Consider the following 20,111-nt stretch of genomic DNA (forward strand, 5'->3'; position numbering starts at 1 on the left):
TCTGGATGATAATCATTAAATGTGATTTGAGGGGGAAATCACAACGATTTTGAAAAGTTACTTTCAAAGTATAGGTTACTTTATTAACAACATGCTATTGTGTCAATGTATATGAAAATTATTACCTGAGGTGAATGAAAACGCATCTCGGCTCAGATCAATTAAGGGGGGCTTATGTCTACTGTTAATGATGTGATTGTATCTTATGGGGGTGACAGTAAAAGGTATTCAAGAGACTTCCAGACAAAAGAAGAATTTAAAAAGAGTTGGTACGCCGTTTTGTCCCGGGCGCATGCTTCGGTAGAAGCGAAGGTAAGCTGTGCCTGTAAAGGAAAAGGACAAAAATCACTTGCCGTAAAATATCACTCAGGCGGTGATACTTATTTCCTGGCGCGGTACCCGAATACAGGTAGTCAACATTCACCTGACTGTATTTTCTTTACACTTGATAAAGACAATTCAGGTCTAAAATGCTATACACAAGGTGTCGTCAAAGACCTTAAAGATGGAGGCTACGGAATTAGGTTAGACGTGGCATTAGCCTCATCTGACTCGGAGTCGACCTCGATCGTACCGATAGATAACAGGAATAAATCAGGTGGTGTTTCTCAGAATAGCATGTCATTGCTGGGTCTTCTCCAGTTCCTGTGGGATGACAGCGGTCTGAATCGTTGGTATCCGAAAATGGCCGGGAAACGTAATCCTGGCAAGGTGTTCAACCTTATAACCCACTCTGCGGAAAAAATTAAAGTCGCATCACATCCGCTGTCCATGCATTTACTTGCAGGTGCATATCCTTCGACACCTCAAGAGACAAAAAACATAAAAATGACATCAGAGGCGCTGATGAATAAAGAGCGTCTGATTTGCCTCAATGTACTATCTAAATATAACCCTGAAAGACACTCGAATGCATCAAAACGACTTCCGATAAAGTTTTTTTCAGGTGTTCCAGTTGTGCTGATGAATACTGAGAATTGGGCATCACTGGAGAAGAGATTCAGCTCTGAAATAGCAAACTGGCGTTCAGGAGGTAACGTAATCTGTATGGCTATAGGTGATCTGGGTAAATTTAAGGGGAAAGATACATACTATCTTAAACCACTTCAGATAGCATTGATGAATGTTGATGAAAACTGGATCCCGGCAGACTCGAGTTATGAGCTGACCATGCTAAATTATCTTCATAAGCATGAGCGGTCATTTATCAAACCCCTGAGATACGATGCTTCTAATAATGATGTTTTCCCAGATTTTTGTCTGACGGATATTGGGGGGCATGAACTATTTCCTATTGAGGTATTTGGTATGGATACTGCTTCATATTTGGCGCGTAAGGCGATCAAAGAAAGTTACTATAATGAACGATATGGAAAGGATGGTTGGGCATCATGGGTTGCCCCGGCTGGCCCCCTACCCCATTTGCCCGATAAGGGCTGCAGTTAACGCCAAAATGCTTCAGTAAGGGCTTCGGCCCTATTATAACTATCAGCACTTTTCTGGCATAAAAGGCTTCAGCCCTGTTGTACTTCATCCTGCGATTTCAATTTTGATCAATTAACCGGCCAGAAATCATACGAAATTTTCTTTTCGTCGCCGTGCGCTACGTGAAATCTGACGTACTCACCCCTCCGTTTTTCTTCAGATTTCGCGTAGCGCAACCTGAACAAAAACCACTAGAAAAGTAACTTTTGGACTGATTTAGAAGCTGGTTACCCCCACCTCGGGTGATAACATTAATCTAACACATGGAATAAAGGGTATTATTCTAACTGTAAATAGGATGTTGCATACCTCTTGAAGCGATGGAAAAGTGAGCACACTTCTGGTTATTCCTGAATTCATGCTTTTTGTTGGTTTTTATATCGACATATTGAAACCTTGTTTTATTTAAAAGGCATCAATTTTATAATCAATTTCTGTTATTTTATCGCTATTGACATTTACCATTGTGACTATATCCAATGATATTAAATCACTTACATCTAAAAGTGACGGTGTCACGTATTGTGCGCCCAGAGAGACCCTTTTCGTGAAAAAAGTAGTTCACTCCCATAACGAAATGTGGGCTTCTTTATTGCAGATCGTATGTGGATGTCTTCAGGTAGCAGGAAGGAAAGTGATGCAGGCATGAAAGGATGACAAACCGGCAAAGGGGCTGCTACTGCTCCGTATTCAACAAACCACCCCTGGTTAGTTGAATCCTTTGCCGGTTTTACTGACAATACCAGACAGGTAAACTTTTTCCATCAGATTTTCTCGTCAACATGTTGCATTCATAGTTTTTCCATAATTGGATGCTTTTGCAGGACAACTACGGTTTTTATCCTTTCGTGCCCGGTAAAAAAAATTGTTAAATAGCGATTTCACCCTTTTAAAGGAAAAATTGTCCTCAGGCTCACAGTACTATAAAAGTATCAATAATCAGGAGCCTTACTATGACTATCATGAAAGTTCATTATTCACCAACTGACGGGATCCCTTTGCACTCCCTTTATCTGAAGGAAACTTCAACTACTGAACGATCAGGTTCAGTACTGGGGGGCGGCATTTCGGGAGACTCTGTTATTCTGGGAGGCGGAGGTTATGCCGGTTCGGAAATGCAGAAGACGACTCGTTCTACTGTCTTTGCACCACCTGATGAAGTTACTGCTGAGCCTGACAACACAAAAATGGTCCTCCGGATTTCCTGTGTTATCGGTGTAATGTTTTTACTTATAATTATTACCTTATTCAGTAATGCTGTTGTTGATATTTTTGACGTAAACGTATCTAAAACAATGTCTTCTTTCCTGGAACATGCTCCCTTCTTTATCATTGGACTATCTGTCATTTGTGCTTTCTTTGTTATAGGAATGACCGATCATGATTACACCCCGGTTCTTGAAGAGCATAAAAGGAATGAAGCGCGTTTGTCTGTATACCACAGGCTACGCTATGTCGAAGCTGATAATATTGTTTTTGATCCGCAATCAATGAAAGGATGTTATGCAGAAAGAAAATTCATTGCTTCACTAGTTGAAAGCTGTATCACTAAGTAATATCCCTGATTTCCTTTACTAAGCCTTTCATGTAAGGCTTAGTAATTGCTTTAACCCTCCCTTTGCTCACTGTTTTTATATGCTTCCGGTTTATGGGTGTGCTAAAAGTTGCTTTCTCATGTTTGAAGTTGACTCCGAAAAATATTAAATGTTTTTGAATATTATTCATAAGCACTATTATATAAATAGGTACTAGCAAGTGAAATAATTACTGATAATATGTCTTTATGTGCTTCCTATTCTCTAAGGATGGTAATTAATGATATCTTCCACGCTTGTCCCGATTAACCCTTTCCAGCGATGTGCAATGGCTTCTATTGCTTCTGTGGAGAATCGCAGAGCTTTGGGACGGAAAACAGGAGAACTGGCCTACGTCAAAGCCTTTTTTAAAGAACTTACAGGTAAATCGCAAATTAGCTCGAATGACTTGAGAAAGGTTGATTCGAGTTACGATCCATTTGTTCGTGGCGAAGCAACTAAAGTTGAATACCTGCGTGCTATCGATATTCTGATTGAATCTCGTGGAGAGTGTTTTATTCTCCCTCTTTCCTGGTCTCTGGCAGTTTCCATGTTCCCGGAGTTACAGAACAGGGTTTTTCAGCGCCGCGAACACCGTGACCGGATTCATGATCAAAGGGTGGAGCGCCTGACAAAGAAAGAATATAACCTATTGAAATATCAACTTGAAATTAACGTTGCAAAATCCAGGCTTTACTTGTCTTTCTGTGTTCCAGGTCAACATAAACGCTGGTTAGAAGAGTGGCGAAACGATACCCATGGACAAGGACTTACAACTAATCATATTTACCTGCTGATTAAGGAATGGTGGTCATCATTCTGGATAACTTCATACAGAAAGGACTATATTTGGTGTTACACACTGGCTGAATTGCTGGACGAGATTGATTATGTTCTTAGCACTATTACAATTATGGAGTTTAACGTCTGTTTTTCAGCGCTACCATTATCTCTTATATATAAAACTGGATAGAATACAAAGCTTCAATCAGAAAAACTAAATTTTTCAAGCCCAATATTTCTCACTGTTTTCAAGGGTTTTTTTGTACCATTTAAGGGGGTGGTTATTATTATCCAGAATTTATGAATCTGACCTTAATTATTATTGCTTCCGGTGGAAATACCCCCTTGATGAGCCGGTTTGGTTTAGTATGATGGTCTTATTCATAATCGATCGTAATCTTCTAAACAGATATGAGGTTTATCATGGCTGACTATTATTCAGAATGTGCTTGCCTTATCGAAGCAAATCCTACTCAAGCTGATATATTACTTGAGGCAATGAATGAATTGTTTGAACCGGATGATAGTTTTATTCAAAAACTAATTTCATGTGATAACACAAACGGCCTGTCAGAAATGGAGATTATTGTACGTCACTGTGTCCTGAACCATCCATTCAGAAATGTTGCAGATATTCCTGAAGACCTGGACTGGCATTTTGATGGGGAAAAATGCCCAGAAGGTTTTCTTATTAACAGTGATCTCGGTGATTTCAATTCTGAACATGGTGCGCTGTTTGCTCAGGCGGCACTTATTGCATTTGACAGGAACGAATTGATAGAGTTCAAAATTGCTTTTACATGCAGTAACTTAAAAAGGCCTGACGGGTTTGGAGGCGCTGCCTGTGTCGTGAGCAAGGATTTCATCCGGTGGACAGGTCTACACAATTTTCTGGAGGCTGAACGAACCGCTTTCGCCGAGAAGATGAATTACTTCTTTTGTGAATTTACAGAGGTCGTCGGTGAGCTTGAATATCCAGTATCGTTTATATTGCGTTGCCCGAACAGCGTTAATGCAGCGCATAGGTATGATGAGATTCAGCTTAACTATCGCGATGGTGGGGAAAAAGATGCCGAAGGAGGGATACAATTTAGTTCTGGCTCTGCCATCAAAAAATCCAGTATGAAACCAATCACTCCTGATGAGTTCCGGGTGATGAAATCGTACCTGAACGTCATGTGATTTTCTTTGGTCCGGGCATTCTCCCTCCACTCTTCTGTACTGATCTGTCTATTTTGTGAGGCATTATGACAAAGCAAATATTACCCAATGAACTGGCTGAAATCGTAACCGGTCTTCTTATTAAACCTGAACTGCTGGGTGAACTTGACTCCCGTGAGGCGCACCAGGCCTTCATGCTGGATATAGGGCGGGTAATTGCTGATCACTGTGGTGGACGGGTCAACGGCATTACGGATGGCGATGTCGCAAAGCCCTATCTTTCAGACATAGAGTGTACCCCCACACTCCACATTGAACCCGATGACCGTCTGCCTTCGACTGAACGTAACGTATGGTCAAATTATCATGTTGAAGCCTGGGCAGACGAGGGACAGGAAACTATCCTCGACAGGGCGATCCGAAACTCTGACAGAGCTGCCCTGCAATCTCTGCTTATTGTGGCCGCACAAAAATAATCTGTCGGTGCTCCTGTTATTAAACGAATGACGGACTGGCGTATCCCTGAAGGTGAACCGGTTTGCCATGAAGCGGATAGCAGAATTTATACGGCCACCTACCATCTGGATAACCAGACCTCAATCGAGGTGGCGGACGATACAGGTCAGCTTTGCTTAGGTGTATTACCGGAAATCAATCATGGCGTGCCTGCACTACATCTGAATGTGTCGGGTGGGGATAAGCTTCTCCACGTACATGCTGCACAAGGTGGACTTGTCCTGACACCAGACAGTTCCGGGGTACGGTTTCAGGGTGCTGAATGTGACAGGTATGCTTACAGAGATCAGAACTCATTACTTGTGAAGGAACAGTAATATACTGCCCTCCGCCGATCCAGAGTATGGGGTTACCGCATCAGATTTTACTGAGCACACAATCACGAAAAAGTTACTTTTCTCAGGAGGTGCCTGGACCCCTGCCCTTCATTTTGACGCGAGCAGGATGTTAGCACCTCACGTGCAGTTACTGTTATTCGCGTCCTGGTGGTATAGTGCAGCGGCTGGCAGAAGTAACCTACTATCCAACGGAATAAGATCACGATGAACGTCATTCAGCCCCGCATGCTTTCTGTATTTGATTTTGACGGTACGTTAACGCGGCATGATAGCTTTATCCCTTTTCTGCGGTTTGCCTTTGGCAATCGGGCGTTTTCGCGACGTATCGTCAGCATGGCTCTACCCACGTTACGCTGTATGGGTAAGCAGATGACGCGTGATGAGCTAAAAGAAACGCTCATTACAACTTTTCTTACTGGTGTAGAGGAAAAGTGGGTGTCTTCTAAAGCAGAGGAATTCTGTCAGCTCTACTGGCATCGCCTCATGCGCCCGGCAGGTTTGATTGCTGTGGCGAATGAAGTCACTTCCGGCGCGATCGTCACCTTATGTTCTGCGTCGCCGGAAATTGTACTCAGACCCTTTGCCGAAAAACTTAGGATCAAACTGATTGGTACACAATTAGAGACAAAAGACGGCATTCTGACTGGCAGAATCAGTGGCCATAATTGCAGGTGCTCACAGAAAATTATCCGGCTTGAAAAAGAATATGGACCTCTGACTGACTATCATCTTCGGGCATGGGGTGATACGCGGGGTGATTATGAACTCCTTTCCGCAGCGACTGAGCCTCACTGGCGTCACTTCCATCAAGGTTTCCGTCGTAAACTTCCGTCGAAGCTAGTCATCAGATAAAAATTGCCCTTTATCGTTCTGTAATTTCTTCTTTACATAAAGGCAACATATATTCTACATTTAACCACTGTAACTGGTCAAAAAAAGAGTGCATCCTGGTAAATCGGTAGCTCGGACTATTAGGTATGCTTCAACCTGTTACCATTGGAATACCTACTTTCAGCCCGCTTTTCCGAGCGGGTTTTTTTCATCCCTGCCGATGTGTTCCTGGGTATAAATTACTGGGTGAAGTTGGGTTTCAGCGATCACATCTGCATATAGCCCTGTTTAGCTCTGCGTACTTTGAAAAGATGTCGTCATGGCAGCAGGCCTATCGCCCCTTACCGGGGCGATGGGTCAGATAATGCCTTCCTTTTTTGCCAGTCCAAGCCAGTCTTTGAACTCTTCGAGAAGTTTTTCATACAACTCTTCGTCCTTTATGTGGGCAAAATTATCGATCGCAAAAAAGTTGCTGTTGTCTACCCGACGGTCGCTAAAGGTGTCCAGCCTCTCCAGAATCCCATAATTTGATCCGCCCAGTCCCACGAACTTCCAGAAGACAGGATAGTTGGCTGAGCGGCGGATGGCCTCTTTAATTTCTCGTGTTTTGCTGATCCCGCCATCTGTAATGCACACGACAAAAACGGGTAGGGTGCTGTCCTTGAAATAATCGATAACCTCATTCATGACTGGCGGCTCATTGTTCGTCCCGCCAAGGCCGGGAAGGATTTCCCAGGCAGATCGTTTACCTGTGTTCTGAATGGCAGCAATGTATCCGTCAAGGTTGTCCAGTGTGACGTCAGGGTATTTCTTGTGACGCTCAGCAAAGCCCCATACATCCATCGTGCCGTCATCATCGAACTGGACAGACAGGACAGCTATACGGTCAAGAACGGCCTGTACATGGCCTTTTTTAAACTGGCCGGTCATTGAGCCTGAGGCATCGAGAACAAAAGCGACTCGTGCTTCAACGGTATCCAGTTTGTGTTTTGCCAGTGAAATACTGGCTTTCTTAGCCAGGCTGATAAGCGCAGGCGCTTTACCTTCGAGTTTCTTTTCAAGGCTGATCCTGGCTGGTTGCGGTACAACTTCTGCTGCAGGTTCCACGTCCACACCATAGCTAACTGCCAGTGGCTCAAGCCCGCCATTAAATCCCTGCCCAAGCGCCCTGAGCTTCCAGTTGCCCTGGTATCGGTAAACTTCCCCCATAATTACTGCCTTTTCTGTGCGGCCATTGAGATCGACAAAAAAGGTGGCCTGACTTTCAGCAGAAAGTTTCAGTTGCGCGAGGCCGCTTATCGTATCACTGCCATCTATCACCATAGTGATTGCAATCTTCTGAATCGTATCCGGGATCTGGTCAAGCGCAAAATGAACGACTGCGTACTGGTGACCGGGGTTGAGCTTCACACTGCCACCGGCGGCACTGAGATTGTTGTAAAAGATAAAATCGGCATCGCCTGTCACTTTTCCCTCAGCATTCAGCATAAACAGGCAAGTCTCAGGGGTACTGTGAAATCCAGGACTGGGGGGATAATCAAGCCGGAGAGTCAGTGTAGCTGTGTGAAGCGGAATGTTCTGTCCTGATTGTAATTGCATTTAGGCTCCTTGTTGCCGGGTAAAGGGATCACTCAGCGGGTAGAAAAAACCCCGGACAGGCCGGGGTTTGGTTTTACTGGTTTATCAGATGTTGATGCCGTGCTGGGTTGCCAGCGCAGCCAGGCCACCAGCAAAGCCCTGTCCTACAGCCTTAAACTTCCATTCCGCGCCATGGCGATACAGTTCACCGAAAATCATTGCGGTTTCAGTTGAGGCATCTTCTGACAGGTCAAAGCGTGCAATCTCGGAGCCATTATCGTTGTTCACCACACGCATAAAGCTGTTACTGACCATGCCGAAATTTTGCTTACGGCTGTCTGCTTCATGAATGGTGACTGCGAATACGAGCTTCTTAACGTCTGCGGCCACTTTTGTCAGATCAATTTTGACCTGCTCATCGTCACCGTCGCCTTCACCGGTACGGTTGTCACCCTGATGCTGTACTGCGCCATCCGGGCTGGTGGTGTTGTTATAAAATACGAAATGCGAATCGGACAGCACTTTACCGTTTTCGCCAACAAGGAATACTGATGCATCCAGATCAAATGCCTGACCATCAGTAACGCGTGCATCCCAGCCCAGGCCAACCAGAGCAACATTCATGCTCGGGGCTTCTTTAGTCAGAGAAACATTACCGCCTTTAACGAGAGAAACAGCCATTTTTTGCTCCTGCTAATCGTAGATATCGGGTCGTGGATATCGGGGGCATCACCCCCGAATGATTTGGGTAAGAAAGTTACTTTTTATCAGGACGCGTTGATGCCGTACTGAGCGCACACGGAGGCCAGTCCACCAGCATAACCCTGGCCAACCGCACGGAATTTCCATTCTCCGTTGTGACGATACAGCTCCCCAAACAGCATGGCAGTTTCAGTAGAAGCGTCTTCTGTCAGATCGTAGCGAGCAACTTCAGTCTGATTGTCATCATTCACCAGACGGATAAATGCGCCGGAAACCTGACCGAAGCTCTGGCGACGAGCCTGAGCATCATGGATAGTGACAACGAAAATAATTTTGTCGACATCCCCAGGTACCGCGTCCAGTTTGATTTTGAGGGATTCATCGTCGCCATCACCTTCACCGGTACGGTTATCACCGGTATGAGTAACGGAACCATCAGCAGATTTCAGGTTGTTATAGAAAATGAAATCTGCATCGCCACGAACCTTGCCATTGGCTGCCAGCAGAAATGCGGAAGCATCGAGGTCAAAGTCCTGACCGTCCGTAGAACGTGCATCCCAGCCAAGGCCAACCAGCACGTTTTTCATGCTTGGCGCGGTTTTGCTCAGGGAAACGTTGCCGCCTTTAGATAGTGAAACGCTCATCTATTTATCCTCTTTCGTTAATCATTAATCAGCTGAGATCAGCTTTCTTTATTTTCAGCTTCCGGCTTTTCCGGAAAGATGACACTGGCCAGAATACCAAGAGCCAGTACACCCAGTACGACATACAGGCTGGTGGTCGCAGACAGGCTGTAACCATGGTGCCAGATGTGATCGGTAGCGTTCAGACCCAGCTTAAACGCAATGAAGAACAGCAGGACGATAACAGCTTTCTCCAGCTGGGACAGATACTGTTTCAGGGCTTCCAGTACGAAATACAGAGTACGCAGGCCCAGTATTGCGAACATCATGGCGCTATACACAATCAGAGGTTCACGACTGACTGCAATAATTGCCGGGACAGAGTCGAAGGCAAACATTACGTCAGAGAGTTCCACTACAGCCACACATAACATCAATGGGGTGGCGTAAAGCGCTGCCTTTTTCAGTCGCCCTACAGATACGTCTTTGTTTTCTGGCTTAGCCAGTTCGGCGTCCACTTCTTTTTGGGTCAGCAGGAATGCATGTCCGGACAGTTTCGGCCAAATCGGGAAGAAGCGTTTAACCAGGCGATAAGCAAGGTGCTGAGAATAATCCTCAATTTCGTCATCATCCCCACCGCCTTTGAGCATCATGACCGCAGTCCAGGCAACAACAACGGCAAAGATCAGCTCGACATAAGGGCCAAGGCTAAGCAGACCGGTACCGATCGCAACGAAAATCCCCCGGAAGACGATAGCGCCAATGATCCCCCAGTACAGAACCCGGTGACGGTAACGGTCCGGAACTGAGAACCATGAGAAAATCGCCATCATGACAAACAGGTTATCAACTGACAGCACCTTCTCAAGGGCATAACCCGTGACAAACAGGCTGGCAACCTCGGCACCGTGATGCACATACAGGAAACCGGCAAATGCCATCGCGACAACAACCCAGAAAACGGACCATAAGGCTGCGCTTTTGAGGGAAATTGGCTTGTCATGTCGGTGCATGAACAGGTCAATAAAGATGGCACCGACCGACAGAGCAACAAAGACCGTCACTGTTTCAGCCGGAAAACCGATGTGAGTGGAAACCATATCGTACCTTTATCCGTTGTTTATCAGAGGCCAAATTCAGCCGGGTCGAAACCCAGCGAACGGGCAATTTCACGGACAGCACTCTTCTCATCATCATCGAAGTTGCCATCACTTTTAGCAACAGCAATACCGACACGAAGAGCCAGTTGAGCTGCCTCTGGCTGGTCTTTCAGGGCGAGGATATATTTCATCGTTTCGCCTTTTCCGATTTCCAGATCAAAGTCGAAACTGGTCACCAGCTTGTTAAAAAACTCAATAACTTCTGCTGTATCGAAGACTTTCAGCTCTTCTGAGGATCGCAGAAATCCAATCATCTTCTGTTTTTCTTCGGAGCTAACGCCGTCACTGGCAACAGCGATACGGGCGCATACCGCGACGGTACCCTGCATAAATTTCTTGTTTTTGTAACGGCCTACCTGGCGGGTCAATTCCTCACGACCCGAGGTCAAAGCCCCTTTTACTTTGTCGAAAAAACTCATTCTCATACCCTCATCATTGCGTTTATTTGGAACCTCTGGACCAGCGAAACCCCCAGCCAAAAGCGCGGTCCATTTCCTCCTGGCCTCTGAAGTACTGGTTAATACGTTCCACACGAATGGAACCGTTCTCGTTGACCAGACGGGCAATCGCACACAGCGTGCGTTTGTTATCACCTTCAGTCAGACGTGATTCAATCGGTGGTTGCTCAGGAACATGTAATGTCACCACGCCATCGGTTTTGTCCCAGCTGGGCACGCCCTGATAGATAAAGGCATATATCAGTACCTGGCGAATTTCTTTCCATTCGCGGCCATTGATGTGTAGCCATTCCCCATCCAGAGCCTCGCCGGTACGATCATCACCCTGCAGTTGAACATATGGCTCAGAGTGATAGTTACCAAAAGCATTACCGAGTGCCTGAACAACTGACTTATAGCCATCTGCGAGCTCAACGAATGCACCGAGATCCAGGTCTATAGCTTTGTTCGAACCAAACATACCGCCCAGTAACCCGCCTGAACCCGAGCCACGATGCCAGTTCAGATTGATGCGGATTTCACCAAAATTGTCTTTTTTGGCAAGGCTGATGGCAGGCTTCTCTTTTGTCAGAGAAACTTTACTCAGGCTAACTTTAGGCGGAGCCGGAGGCGCTGGTGGCGGAGTGACTGGAGCTGGCTCATCCGCGACGTTGACGCCATAGTACTCAGCGAGAGGTTTCAGGCCGCCATTGAAGCCCTGGGCGATAAAACGAAATTTCCAGTCACCATTCCTGCGATAGACTTCACCGAGGATCAGAGCGGCTTCCTGACGGCCACTCAGTTCTACCTGACCACTGATCAGCGAGGTATTGCCACTTTCAATTTGTATGGACAGATGATTCAGGGAGGAAACGGTATGACTGCCGTCACAGGTAACGGTGAAGGCGACTTTCTGCACGTCGGGCTTGAGGCGGGACAGATCAACGGTGAAAACGCTATTGGTCCCTTCAGCACTGAAGCTAATGGAACCATCTTCATTACGGGGTTGCCCGTAAAAGACCATATCGCTGTCACCCCGAACTTTCCCGTCAGCGAATAATCGAAACGCCGAAGCGTCAACAGGACCACCAGAAATGACCCTCACGCGGAGATCCTGAGCTATTAAAGGGGCATTGCCCCCCGGTGTCAGATTCATGCTTTTACCACCGTACTTACGATATCGAATTGCATATCGTCGATTGTGCGGCCACCGCTTGCTTTACCGTGGGCGGTAAAATCCCAGTTTCCGTTGTTGCGGCGCAGGGAAGCGATGATGATACCCGTATGAGCACCTTGTTCCGTCAGCTGATAACGGGCCAGTTCTTTATTGGTCTGATCCACGACGCGACAGAAGGCGTTATCGACATCGTTGAAGGACTGCCCACGAAAGCTGTTCACGGTAAAGGCGAGGTATTCAACATTTGCCGGCAATTTTGTGAGATCGACGCGAATGATTTCATCATCTCCATCCCCCTCACCCGTCAGGTTATCGCCGGAGTGGACGACAGACCCACAGCTGGATTTCAGTTTACGAAACCAGATGGTGTCAATTTTATTACCTGCGGCATCCAGAAGAACGCAACCTGCATCCAGGTCTATGGAATCATTGCCACCAAAAATGCTGCCAAATAATCCCTTTTTCTTAACAGGATCCCAACCCAGTCCGAACTGAAGCTGGCTGAGAGCAGTGGATTGTTTGCTGAGTGATACTGTCTGGTTTTTACTTAAAGAAACCATATTCATTCCTTAAAAGGTATTGACCGGGTTTTTATAAAATTCATTTTCAAACAGAATGCATCTAAATCATATCATGACAAAGTTCACCCGCAAGGTAAAAACTGGTGGGTTTCTGGAATTTACGTTTCATTACATTGGGTGGGTAGGTGGTGGTTTTATGTATGTTATTGTTATTAAGCGGTTTTTGTGGTCTAACCGGAAAGTCAAAAACAGCGAGTGATTATCATATTATGATTGACATGGCGCAGGTCAGTTCTTAGACTCATGTATTACAAAAATCTCATCCCCTTTTCAGGCGACAATTATAAAAAATGAAAAAGAAAATTTGGTTTATGGAAGGGCTATCTTCCCAGCGAGACATTATCCTTGGAGTGAAATCATTTGCGGAAAAGGAAAATCAGGATATTGAAATCTTTTCTTCTCATCGCAACGAGAGGAAAGAGATCTTGTCTGTTTCCGATTTTTCAATGATCGAACCTAACAACGAAGAAGAACGTCTTTCTTTTATTCATTCCATTACTGACGCTCATGGTATTAATGCGATACATACTGGTCGCAACTGTAAATGGTTTGAAAGCCACCGGGAAAACATTCAACGTTCTGGTGTCCACCTGACTACCGGGTCAACGGGGACTCACTGGTTTGAATTAGCCGATGAAAAAGTTACTTTTTCCGAGTTTATGGAAAAAAATGGACTTCCGGTTGTCCCGTCGGTTCGGGTAAAAAATGTAGACGAGCTTCGTACTCTGCTGAGTCATCCCCCTTTCCCTTCTGATTGCCTCTGCATTAAACCTGTTACAGGCATTTATGGCATGGGATTCTGGCGTTTTGATGACAATGTTTCCCCGGTAGCTTTTCTCAACAATCCTGATAGCCGTGTTATCCACCCATCACAGTTTCTGGCTGCTCATGCCCGGATGGACTGCTTTACTCCACAAGTACTGATGCCCTATTTACCCGGACCAGAATACTCTGTGGATATGGTGGTAAGTCAAGGCACGGTCCTGGCCGCTATCGGGCGGCGTAAAGAAGGTGTGCTTCAGTATCTGGAAAATGAAGGGGAAGCGATTGAACTTGCCATCAACTGCGCCCGCCTAATGAACGCAGACGGCATGGTCAATGTACAGACTCGCCATAATGCCGAAGGCAAACCGCTATTGCTGGAAATTAACATGCGGCCTTCAGGAGGTATTGGTTATACGCGGCACAGTGGCGTGAATCTTCCGGGTCTGTATGCCTTCCATACACTTGGGCTGATGGATGATGATCAGGTCAGGCAGTCAGCGAAAACTGATTTTTCACCTGCAGTCGTCCGCTCTGTCACCGATGTCATTCTCTATCCGGCATCATTGACCAACAGAATTGATTAATGGAGACAGATATGTCAGCAATTGATGGTAATTTCGTTTATCAAAAGACATTATCCTGTGGGCGAATTGAGGTAAGCAGCGAGGAAACCGATTATCCTCTTACTGATCTCTTTGATATCGCCGAACGGCGGAATCCAAAACGCGCATTTCTGTTTGTCAGTAAAGTGCTGGGTCGACATATTCCTGTCTCTCCTCTGGTCATGCGCAATGTTTATACACAGCTGGCGGAGAAGTTTCCCGGGACTCTGGACGGGCCGGTGGTATTTATCGGGATGGCTGAGACGGCTGTCGGCCTCGGGGCGGGAGTGTTTGATGAGGTGCGCAAGCATCACCCTGACTGTGTTTATCTGACATCAACCCGCCATCCGGTCGATGCCGAACTGTTGTGCGAGTTTAAAGAAGAGCACAGCCATGCAACAGACCACTTGATCTACTATCCAGTTTCTGCTGCCATGCGGCAAACCGTAGCGGAGGCACAAACATTAGTGCTCGTGGATGATGAAGCCACGACAGGGAAAACGTTCCTCAATCTTCTCGCCTCATTACGTGCATCGGGTGCACTCCGGAAGGTACGACGGGTTATTGCTGTCACGCTGACTGACTGGAGCGGAGAAGCACTCAGTCAGAACAGCCCCCTGCCCCTACATACAGTATCGCTCATCTCCGGCAACTGGCGCTGGACACCCGAACCGGATGCCACGCTGCCTGTCATGCCCCAGGTAAATGTGACCTCCAGAGGGAACATCCCGATCACAGGCAAACAATCCTGGGGGCGACTCGGGATGCAGATACCGGCGAGTGACCTGGGTCTCCAGGTTCAGGTTTCGCACGGTGAAAACATTCTGGTACTGGGCACCGGTGAATTTGTCTGGGAGCCGTTCCTGCTGGCTGAGCGACTTGAAGCGGCAGGTGCTCAGGTCGTGTTCAGTTCGACGACCCGCTCACCGATTTCCACTGGTTATGCTATCCAGTCCGCCATTGCTTTCAGCGATAACTACGGACTGGGTATTCCAAATTATGTCTATAACGTTGCTCATCAGCAGTTTGACCGGATCCTGATTTGTTGCGAAACGCCAGCTTCCAGCGTGGACCCCCGGCTGCTTGAGGCGCTTTCCGCTGTTGCTCCCACCGTAGAGGTGATTACCTATGAATAAGCCCGTCGTCTTCAGCGACCTCGATGACACCCTGTTCCAGACCCGCCGAAAAATGGTTGATGAACTTGCCCTTGAACCGTTCCGGACCGGCGCACTGGATCGCAGCCTCACGCCTCGCAGTTTTATGACCGAAGAGCAGGCCATGCTGGTGGACTGGTTGCTGGAACATGCGGACCTCATTCCGGTGACGGCCAGAGGTACGGAAGAAATCAGTCGGGTACAGATCCCCTTCCGTTCCTGGGCCGTGACCACTCATGGCGCGGTGATCCTTCGTCCAGATGGTACGCCAGACAGCGACTGGAAAGCCCATATGCTGGAGTGCCTGTCCTCCTACGCCGACCGCTTAACATCAATGCAACATATCATCACCGAGCTCATGGATGCGCGAGGCATTAATGCCTGGGCACGCCTCAACTACGAATATGAGGGCACGCCGGTGTATCTGGTCATGAAGCACCGCGACAGCACGAAGCTTGATGAACTGAACGCTGTCGGGGATGAGATTGAGCGCGTTTTTTCGACCGAAGGGTTTTACATCCACCGTAACAGCAACAACATTGCCTGGTTACCCTGCCCGGTAGAAAAAGGGCTGGCCGTTTCATGGTTGCTGGAGAAACTGCGTCAGGAGCGCGGGGTTTTCCCGGTGATGGGGCTGGGTGACAGCCTGAGCGACCATCGGTTCATGAAACTCTGCAGCTGGTTTGGTCTTCCACGCCAGAGTCAGTTTGCCGAGGCCATATCACAGCGTATTTTTGGAGAGCAATAAGATGTCGCATTTTGCCCCGTTTTCTGGTTCCTATAAACCGGACGATGTTCACTTTTTGCTGAAACCCATTGTCATGGAGATGACACCGGTTGACCTGAAGGAAGAACTGATTCAGTCAGGAAAAATGCATTATTCCGACATGTTAAGCCAGGAACCAGAGCCGACCCGCTGGCACCTGGATCTTTTCACCCGTGCGCTTGACTCGGGAGCTGCACGTCTGGCACGGGAGGTATCTTATCTTGCTCGTGAACTGGCCCGTCGTGCTGGCGATGAACCCATTGTCCTGGTCAGCCTGGTCAGAGCTGGTGTTCCACTGGGGGTCATGCTGCATCAGGCTCTGCGTGCGATGGGAAAACAGTCTTTCCACTACGGGATCAGCATTATCCGCGACAGGGGTATTGATGCTGCGGCGCTTGATTTTATCGAATCACGCCATGGTACTGGTGGCATAGTGTTTGTCGACGGCTGGACGGGAAAAGGAGCTATTACCGGCGAATTATCCCGCACACTGAAGGACCGTCCCGGTTATCCGGAGCAGCCTCGACTGGTTGTGCTGGCTGACCCCTGCGGATGTGCCTGGCTTGCTGCCAGTGACGATGACTGGCTTATCCCGTTCGGTATCATGGGCGCGCCTGTCTCGGGTCTGATTTCGCGCTCTGTCTGGGCCGAAGAAGGCCTGCATGGCTGTGTGGTTTGCGATCACCTTCAGTCTTTTGAATGTAGCCAGATGCTGGTGGATACGGTAGCACATTTCCGTGAACAGCTTGACGGTAAACCCCTTCCCGCTTCTGGCTGGGACGCAGGGAAAAATGCCGCACGCTGGCAGCTGAGCAGAAAAGTTATCCAGAGCCTTGCTGCGCGTTATGAGGTGGACAGCATTAACCGCATTAAGCCGGGTATCGCTGAAGCGACGCGGGCGGTTCTGCGTCGTGTACCTGATCATGTTTTTGTTCGCCAGATGGATGACCCGGATGTTTCTCTTCTGGTTGGGCTGGCAAAAGAGAAAGGTATCCAGGTGACGGAAGCCGGGGATACGCTCGGTCAGTATCGTGCGGTTACCATTATCAAAAAGGTACGCTGATGAAAAAACAACCCAACCCATGGGAACTCGGTGCCACGCTGTATATGCCTGCCACACGCAAGGATATCGCTGAGGTCGTTCTGGAAGGGAAAATACCGGGGCTACGCTCTCTGGTTGTCTGCCTGGAAGATGCGGTCAGCGAGCATGACATCCCTCTTGCGATTCAGAATCTTTCACTGTTTTTGAAGCAATTGAGACACGCAAGAGCCGTCAACGATGATGAGAAGTACCCACTGGTATTTATCCGCCCACGTCACACTGATATGGGGGGATGGTTAACGACTAATTTGGACCTGAGTGCAGTTGATGGTTTTGTACTGCCCAAATTCACCCTTTCCACGCTCCCGGTTTGGTGGGACATCATGGCAGGAACATCATTGATGATGATGCCAACGCTTGAAACCGAAGAAGTCTATGATGTTATTAAAATGCAGGCGCTGGCAAATGAACTTTCGAGTCATGACTGCCGTGACCGCATAATCGCTTTGCGGATCGGCGGAAACGATCTCATGAACGTCGTGTCTCTGCGACGGCCACGGGATCTGACCCTTTATGACACTCCTATGGGTTATGTCATAAAAATGCTTGTGTCAGTATTCGCTCCTCGTGATTTTGCGCTTACCGCACCAGTATGCGAACACATCGACGATCACGGCGTTCTGGGACGAGAACTCTCTATGGATATCGCCCATGGGCTGGTGGGTAAAACGGCCATTCATCCTGATCAGATTAGTGTCATAGAGGAGGCGCTTAAAGTGTCTCCTGGTGAGCATTCAGATGCGTTACGAATTCTGAATTCCACCCAGGCAGTCTTCAAATCTCAGGGAGCGATGTGTGAACCGGCCACCCATCGCCGGTGGGCTCAGGGGATCCTGGGACGGGGACAGGTATACGGTCTGACTACGGGGCAAAATCCGGAAGGAATCAGGCTTATTCCAGTTTCTAAGCAGCACTAAGGAAGCATATATGGGATTCAGATTTCGTAAATCGATCAGCATTATCCCGGGGGTCAGGGTTAACCTGAGTAACGGGACCCCCAGTCTGAGTATTGGCCCCCGTGGAGCTTCGCTGTCAGTGGGAAAGAATGGTACGTTTGCCAACCTGGGCCTTCCCGGAACGGGACTGAGTTACCGCACCCGGATTGACAGAACAGCACGGGAAAGAGTGAATACCAGGCATCAGGCAGATCCCGGTCTGAGGTCTGAACTGGAGCTGGTGGTGGAAAAACTGATGTCCACCGTAACAGCGATAACCAATATCCATGAACTCTCCCCTTCTCCAAAGGGAGGGAATACCTGGGCCACGCTCGAGACACAGTACCTGGCGCTCCGTCAGGGCAGTTTCACTCTTCCTGCGCCGGTACGACCAAACAAACCTGAATATATACCTCTTCCACCAGAACCTGATGAGCATGCCGGTCGCGGTTTCCTTGGGGGATGGCTTGAATCTGATGCAGCCCGACAGGAGCGACAGAACGAAAATCTTCGGCGGTGGCAGACGTCCGTCGCTGATATTGAACGTGAAAATGCGTTGCTGAAACAGCGTTATGAGAAACAGCGTATAGCGTGGGCTGAGCAGTACGCAGAATGGCAGCATCAGTACCAGGAGCATGAAAAAAATCGCACGGACTCTGTAGCTTTAGCGAAAGAGCAATTCCGATCTGACGCCCGCTTCTTTGAACATTGTCTTGAGGAAGTTTTCTCGCAAACAGAATGGCCGCGAGAAACACTGGTGACGTTTGAGGTACGGCCTGAAGAATCAACAGTCTGGCTTGATGTTGATTTACCTGAGATTGAGGATATGCCTGATAAAGTGTATAGCGTGAATGCCCGGGGAACTGATATCAATGAAAAAGCCATGACACAGAAAGCGGTCCGGGAAAGTTACGCTAAACACGTTCACGGATGCCTGCTGAGATTAGCAGCAATCGTTTTTCAGACGCTTCCGTTTGAACAGGCCTTCATTTCAGGCTTCACTCAGCGGGTCAGTAAACGCACTGGATATCTTGAAGATGAGTACATTATTTCCTGGCGGGCATGCCGCTCTGAAATCGAGCTAATCAACTTCGGGAATCTGCGTGGCGTTGACCCTATTGAAGCATTGGGTGATCGAGGTCTGATCAGGAAAATGAGTTCAACTTACATTTTTCAGCCTATAGAACCACTGACCCAAATGGCAGGTACCGACTGAATATGCAATTAAACACCAGACAGGAAAGAGTTTACACCCTGGCTAACATACTTGGCTCAGGGAAGCCTGTATCGGCGCAATCCATCACCGCGACGCTGGCCTGTTCTGAGCCGACACTAAGCCGGGCGCTCAAAGAGCTGAGGGAAACTTACGCGGCTGAAATTAAATACAGTAAGGCTGGCCACTCCTATCAGATGGTACACTCCGGATTACTGGATAAGAAAACACTAAAGAGAATGAGTGAGGCGCTGGACCTTAATTCTGATTTAAAAACACATGACCAGGGGGCACGGGTAGTACTGGATAAGGATATAAAAACTTCCGTTTCCCTGTCGATTAGACGCCGTGTTCTTCGCAAAATTGACAAACTGGCTGCGCTAAGCGGTACATCAAGAAGCGAGGCAGTAGAAAAATTAGTAGAGTTAAAAATTGATGAAATTATCAATGAAATGAAGAAATAGCAGAATATTAGTGGGGTGGTTGTTCTCACTCCACTAATCGGCAATCCTTACCATTTTCCCAACAGGTGTTTATTGTATAACTACAGATAAAAAGCAAGTTAATAAAATAAAGATTCTTAATTCATAAATAATCCCTGTGTTTTATTTTATTGGTTTTCTTTTAA

General features: G+C 47.5%; 20 protein-coding genes. 13 read left to right on the forward strand and 7 right to left on the reverse strand.

Going from position 1 to position 20,111, the window contains the following annotated elements; translation table 11 throughout:
• The first annotated feature begins 174 nt into the window (after positions 1–174).
• The 6 genes from ABLV64_RS07050 to ABLV64_RS07075 all read left to right on the forward strand — a co-directional run bounded on the left by ABLV64_RS07050 (position 175) and on the right by ABLV64_RS07075 (position 6,709).
• The gene (locus ABLV64_RS07050; protein WP_004181719.1) at positions 175–1,446 is read left to right on the forward strand and encodes a DUF1173 family protein; all 1,272 of its coding nucleotides are present in this window, start codon (positions 175–177) and stop codon (positions 1,444–1,446) included.
• A 992-nt stretch (positions 1,447–2,438) separates the two neighbouring features.
• On the forward strand, positions 2,439–3,041 hold the full coding sequence (locus ABLV64_RS07055; protein WP_004181720.1) for a hypothetical protein: 603 nt from the start codon (positions 2,439–2,441) through the stop codon (positions 3,039–3,041).
• A 259-nt stretch (positions 3,042–3,300) separates the two neighbouring features.
• Positions 3,301–4,032, forward strand: a complete 732-nt coding sequence (locus ABLV64_RS07060) for a plasmid SOS inhibition protein A (RefSeq protein WP_342520553.1) — start codon at positions 3,301–3,303, stop codon at positions 4,030–4,032.
• A 233-nt stretch (positions 4,033–4,265) separates the two neighbouring features.
• Positions 4,266–5,024, forward strand: a complete 759-nt coding sequence (locus ABLV64_RS07065; RefSeq protein WP_016947102.1) for a hypothetical protein — start codon at positions 4,266–4,268, stop codon at positions 5,022–5,024.
• Between the two features lie 65 nt (positions 5,025–5,089).
• Positions 5,090–5,479: a hypothetical protein gene (locus ABLV64_RS07070; RefSeq protein ID WP_004181725.1), complete on the forward strand. Its 390-nt coding sequence runs from the start codon at positions 5,090–5,092 to the stop codon at positions 5,477–5,479.
• A gap of 582 nt (positions 5,480–6,061) precedes the next feature.
• Positions 6,062–6,709 carry an HAD family hydrolase gene (locus ABLV64_RS07075; RefSeq protein WP_348843181.1) on the forward strand — a complete coding sequence of 216 codons (648 nt, stop codon included), beginning with the start codon at positions 6,062–6,064 and terminating at the stop codon, positions 6,707–6,709.
• Positions 6,710–7,045: 336 nt separating this feature from the next.
• Here ABLV64_RS07075 and ABLV64_RS07080 read toward each other — a convergent pair whose 3' ends face one another.
• The 7 genes from ABLV64_RS07080 to ABLV64_RS07110 all read right to left on the reverse strand — a co-directional run bounded on the left by ABLV64_RS07080 (position 7,046) and on the right by ABLV64_RS07110 (position 12,925).
• Positions 7,046–8,287: a VWA domain-containing protein gene (locus tag ABLV64_RS07080; protein WP_016947104.1), complete on the reverse strand. Its 1,242-nt coding sequence runs from the start codon at positions 8,285–8,287 to the stop codon at positions 7,046–7,048.
• Between the two features lie 84 nt (positions 8,288–8,371).
• Positions 8,372–8,947 carry a tellurium resistance cAMP binding protein TerE gene (gene terE, locus ABLV64_RS07085; protein WP_004026611.1) on the reverse strand — a complete coding sequence of 192 codons (576 nt, stop codon included), beginning with the start codon at positions 8,945–8,947 and terminating at the stop codon, positions 8,372–8,374.
• Between the two features lie 86 nt (positions 8,948–9,033).
• Complete coding sequence (gene terD / locus ABLV64_RS07090; RefSeq protein ID WP_004026609.1) at positions 9,034–9,612, reverse strand: tellurium resistance membrane protein TerD; 579 nt, start codon at positions 9,610–9,612, stop codon at positions 9,034–9,036.
• A gap of 38 nt (positions 9,613–9,650) precedes the next feature.
• The gene (gene terC, locus ABLV64_RS07095) at positions 9,651–10,691 is read right to left on the reverse strand and encodes a tellurium resistance membrane protein TerC (RefSeq protein WP_012540178.1); all 1,041 of its coding nucleotides are present in this window, start codon (positions 10,689–10,691) and stop codon (positions 9,651–9,653) included.
• A gap of 23 nt (positions 10,692–10,714) precedes the next feature.
• Positions 10,715–11,170 (reverse strand): tellurium resistance membrane protein TerB, encoded by a 456-nt coding sequence (gene terB, locus ABLV64_RS07100; RefSeq protein ID WP_004026604.1) that lies wholly within the window; start codon positions 11,168–11,170, stop codon positions 10,715–10,717.
• 22 nt (positions 11,171–11,192) lie between these two features.
• Positions 11,193–12,344, reverse strand: coding sequence for a tellurium resistance system protein TerA (gene terA, locus ABLV64_RS07105; protein WP_025368659.1), 1,152 nt, complete (start codon positions 12,342–12,344; stop codon positions 11,193–11,195).
• A complete protein-coding gene (locus ABLV64_RS07110; RefSeq protein ID WP_004210240.1) occupies positions 12,341–12,925 on the reverse strand; it encodes a TerD family protein in 585 nt (194 codons plus the stop codon). The genes terA and ABLV64_RS07110 overlap by 4 nt, the downstream gene beginning before the upstream one ends.
• A gap of 311 nt (positions 12,926–13,236) precedes the next feature.
• Here ABLV64_RS07110 and ABLV64_RS07115 point away from each other — a divergent pair, with 311 nt between their 5' ends.
• Genes ABLV64_RS07115 through ABLV64_RS07145 form a run of 7 tightly spaced genes read left to right on the forward strand, consistent with a single transcriptional unit; the run spans position 13,237 to position 19,947 of the window.
• Complete coding sequence (locus ABLV64_RS07115; RefSeq protein ID WP_023302789.1) at positions 13,237–14,295, forward strand: ATP-grasp domain-containing protein; 1,059 nt, start codon at positions 13,237–13,239, stop codon at positions 14,293–14,295.
• A gap of 11 nt (positions 14,296–14,306) precedes the next feature.
• Positions 14,307–15,449, forward strand: a complete 1,143-nt coding sequence (locus tag ABLV64_RS07120) for a phosphoribosyltransferase domain-containing protein (protein WP_032412830.1) — start codon at positions 14,307–14,309, stop codon at positions 15,447–15,449.
• Positions 15,442–16,215, forward strand: coding sequence for a hypothetical protein (locus ABLV64_RS07125; protein ID WP_004181732.1), 774 nt, complete (start codon positions 15,442–15,444; stop codon positions 16,213–16,215). Before ABLV64_RS07120 ends, ABLV64_RS07125 begins: the two co-directional genes overlap by 8 nt.
• Position 16,216: 1 nt before the next feature.
• Entirely contained in the window at positions 16,217–17,296 is a 1,080-nt protein-coding gene (locus ABLV64_RS07130; protein WP_004210251.1) for a cysteine protease StiP family protein, read from the forward strand.
• Positions 17,296–18,252, forward strand: coding sequence for an HpcH/HpaI aldolase/citrate lyase family protein (locus ABLV64_RS07135; protein ID WP_014386544.1), 957 nt, complete (start codon positions 17,296–17,298; stop codon positions 18,250–18,252). The genes ABLV64_RS07130 and ABLV64_RS07135 overlap by 1 nt, the downstream gene beginning before the upstream one ends.
• A gap of 10 nt (positions 18,253–18,262) precedes the next feature.
• On the forward strand, positions 18,263–19,486 hold the full coding sequence (locus tag ABLV64_RS07140; RefSeq protein ID WP_348843178.1) for a DUF4236 domain-containing protein: 1,224 nt from the start codon (positions 18,263–18,265) through the stop codon (positions 19,484–19,486).
• A gap of 2 nt (positions 19,487–19,488) precedes the next feature.
• The gene (locus ABLV64_RS07145) at positions 19,489–19,947 is read left to right on the forward strand and encodes a ribbon-helix-helix protein, CopG family (RefSeq protein WP_004026591.1); all 459 of its coding nucleotides are present in this window, start codon (positions 19,489–19,491) and stop codon (positions 19,945–19,947) included.
• The last annotated feature ends 164 nt before the right edge of the window (positions 19,948–20,111 follow it).

The organism is Klebsiella sp. JB_Kp031 (assembly GCF_040064295.1).
In the GTDB taxonomy this organism is placed as follows: domain Bacteria; phylum Pseudomonadota; class Gammaproteobacteria; order Enterobacterales; family Enterobacteriaceae; genus Klebsiella; species Klebsiella quasipneumoniae.

Bases quoted from the DNA above. Each gene is read 5' to 3' on its own strand.
- ABLV64_RS07050 (WP_004181719.1), top strand. From the start codon at position 175: ATGTCTACTGTTAATGATGTGATTGTATCTTATGGGGGTGACAGTAAA.
- ABLV64_RS07055 (WP_004181720.1), top strand. From the start codon at position 2,439: ATGACTATCATGAAAGTTCATTATTCACCAACTGACGGGATCCCTTTG.
- ABLV64_RS07060 (WP_342520553.1), top strand. From the start codon at position 3,301: ATGATATCTTCCACGCTTGTCCCGATTAACCCTTTCCAGCGATGTGCA.
- ABLV64_RS07065 (WP_016947102.1), top strand. From the start codon at position 4,266: ATGGCTGACTATTATTCAGAATGTGCTTGCCTTATCGAAGCAAATCCT.
- ABLV64_RS07070 (WP_004181725.1), top strand. From the start codon at position 5,090: ATGACAAAGCAAATATTACCCAATGAACTGGCTGAAATCGTAACCGGT.
- ABLV64_RS07075 (WP_348843181.1), top strand. From the start codon at position 6,062: ATGAACGTCATTCAGCCCCGCATGCTTTCTGTATTTGATTTTGACGGT.
- ABLV64_RS07080 (WP_016947104.1), bottom strand. From the start codon at position 8,287: ATGCAATTACAATCAGGACAGAACATTCCGCTTCACACAGCTACACTG.
- terE (WP_004026611.1), bottom strand. From the start codon at position 8,947: ATGGCTGTTTCTCTCGTTAAAGGCGGTAATGTTTCTCTGACTAAAGAA.
- terD (WP_004026609.1), bottom strand. From the start codon at position 9,612: ATGAGCGTTTCACTATCTAAAGGCGGCAACGTTTCCCTGAGCAAAACC.
- terC (WP_012540178.1), bottom strand. From the start codon at position 10,691: ATGGTTTCCACTCACATCGGTTTTCCGGCTGAAACAGTGACGGTCTTT.
- terB (WP_004026604.1), bottom strand. From the start codon at position 11,170: ATGAGTTTTTTCGACAAAGTAAAAGGGGCTTTGACCTCGGGTCGTGAG.
- terA (WP_025368659.1), bottom strand. From the start codon at position 12,344: ATGAATCTGACACCGGGGGGCAATGCCCCTTTAATAGCTCAGGATCTC.
- ABLV64_RS07110 (WP_004210240.1), bottom strand. From the start codon at position 12,925: ATGGTTTCTTTAAGTAAAAACCAGACAGTATCACTCAGCAAACAATCC.
- ABLV64_RS07115 (WP_023302789.1), top strand. From the start codon at position 13,237: ATGAAAAAGAAAATTTGGTTTATGGAAGGGCTATCTTCCCAGCGAGAC.
- ABLV64_RS07120 (WP_032412830.1), top strand. From the start codon at position 14,307: ATGTCAGCAATTGATGGTAATTTCGTTTATCAAAAGACATTATCCTGT.
- ABLV64_RS07125 (WP_004181732.1), top strand. From the start codon at position 15,442: ATGAATAAGCCCGTCGTCTTCAGCGACCTCGATGACACCCTGTTCCAG.
- ABLV64_RS07130 (WP_004210251.1), top strand. From the start codon at position 16,217: ATGTCGCATTTTGCCCCGTTTTCTGGTTCCTATAAACCGGACGATGTT.
- ABLV64_RS07135 (WP_014386544.1), top strand. From the start codon at position 17,296: ATGAAAAAACAACCCAACCCATGGGAACTCGGTGCCACGCTGTATATG.
- ABLV64_RS07140 (WP_348843178.1), top strand. From the start codon at position 18,263: ATGGGATTCAGATTTCGTAAATCGATCAGCATTATCCCGGGGGTCAGG.
- ABLV64_RS07145 (WP_004026591.1), top strand. From the start codon at position 19,489: ATGCAATTAAACACCAGACAGGAAAGAGTTTACACCCTGGCTAACATA.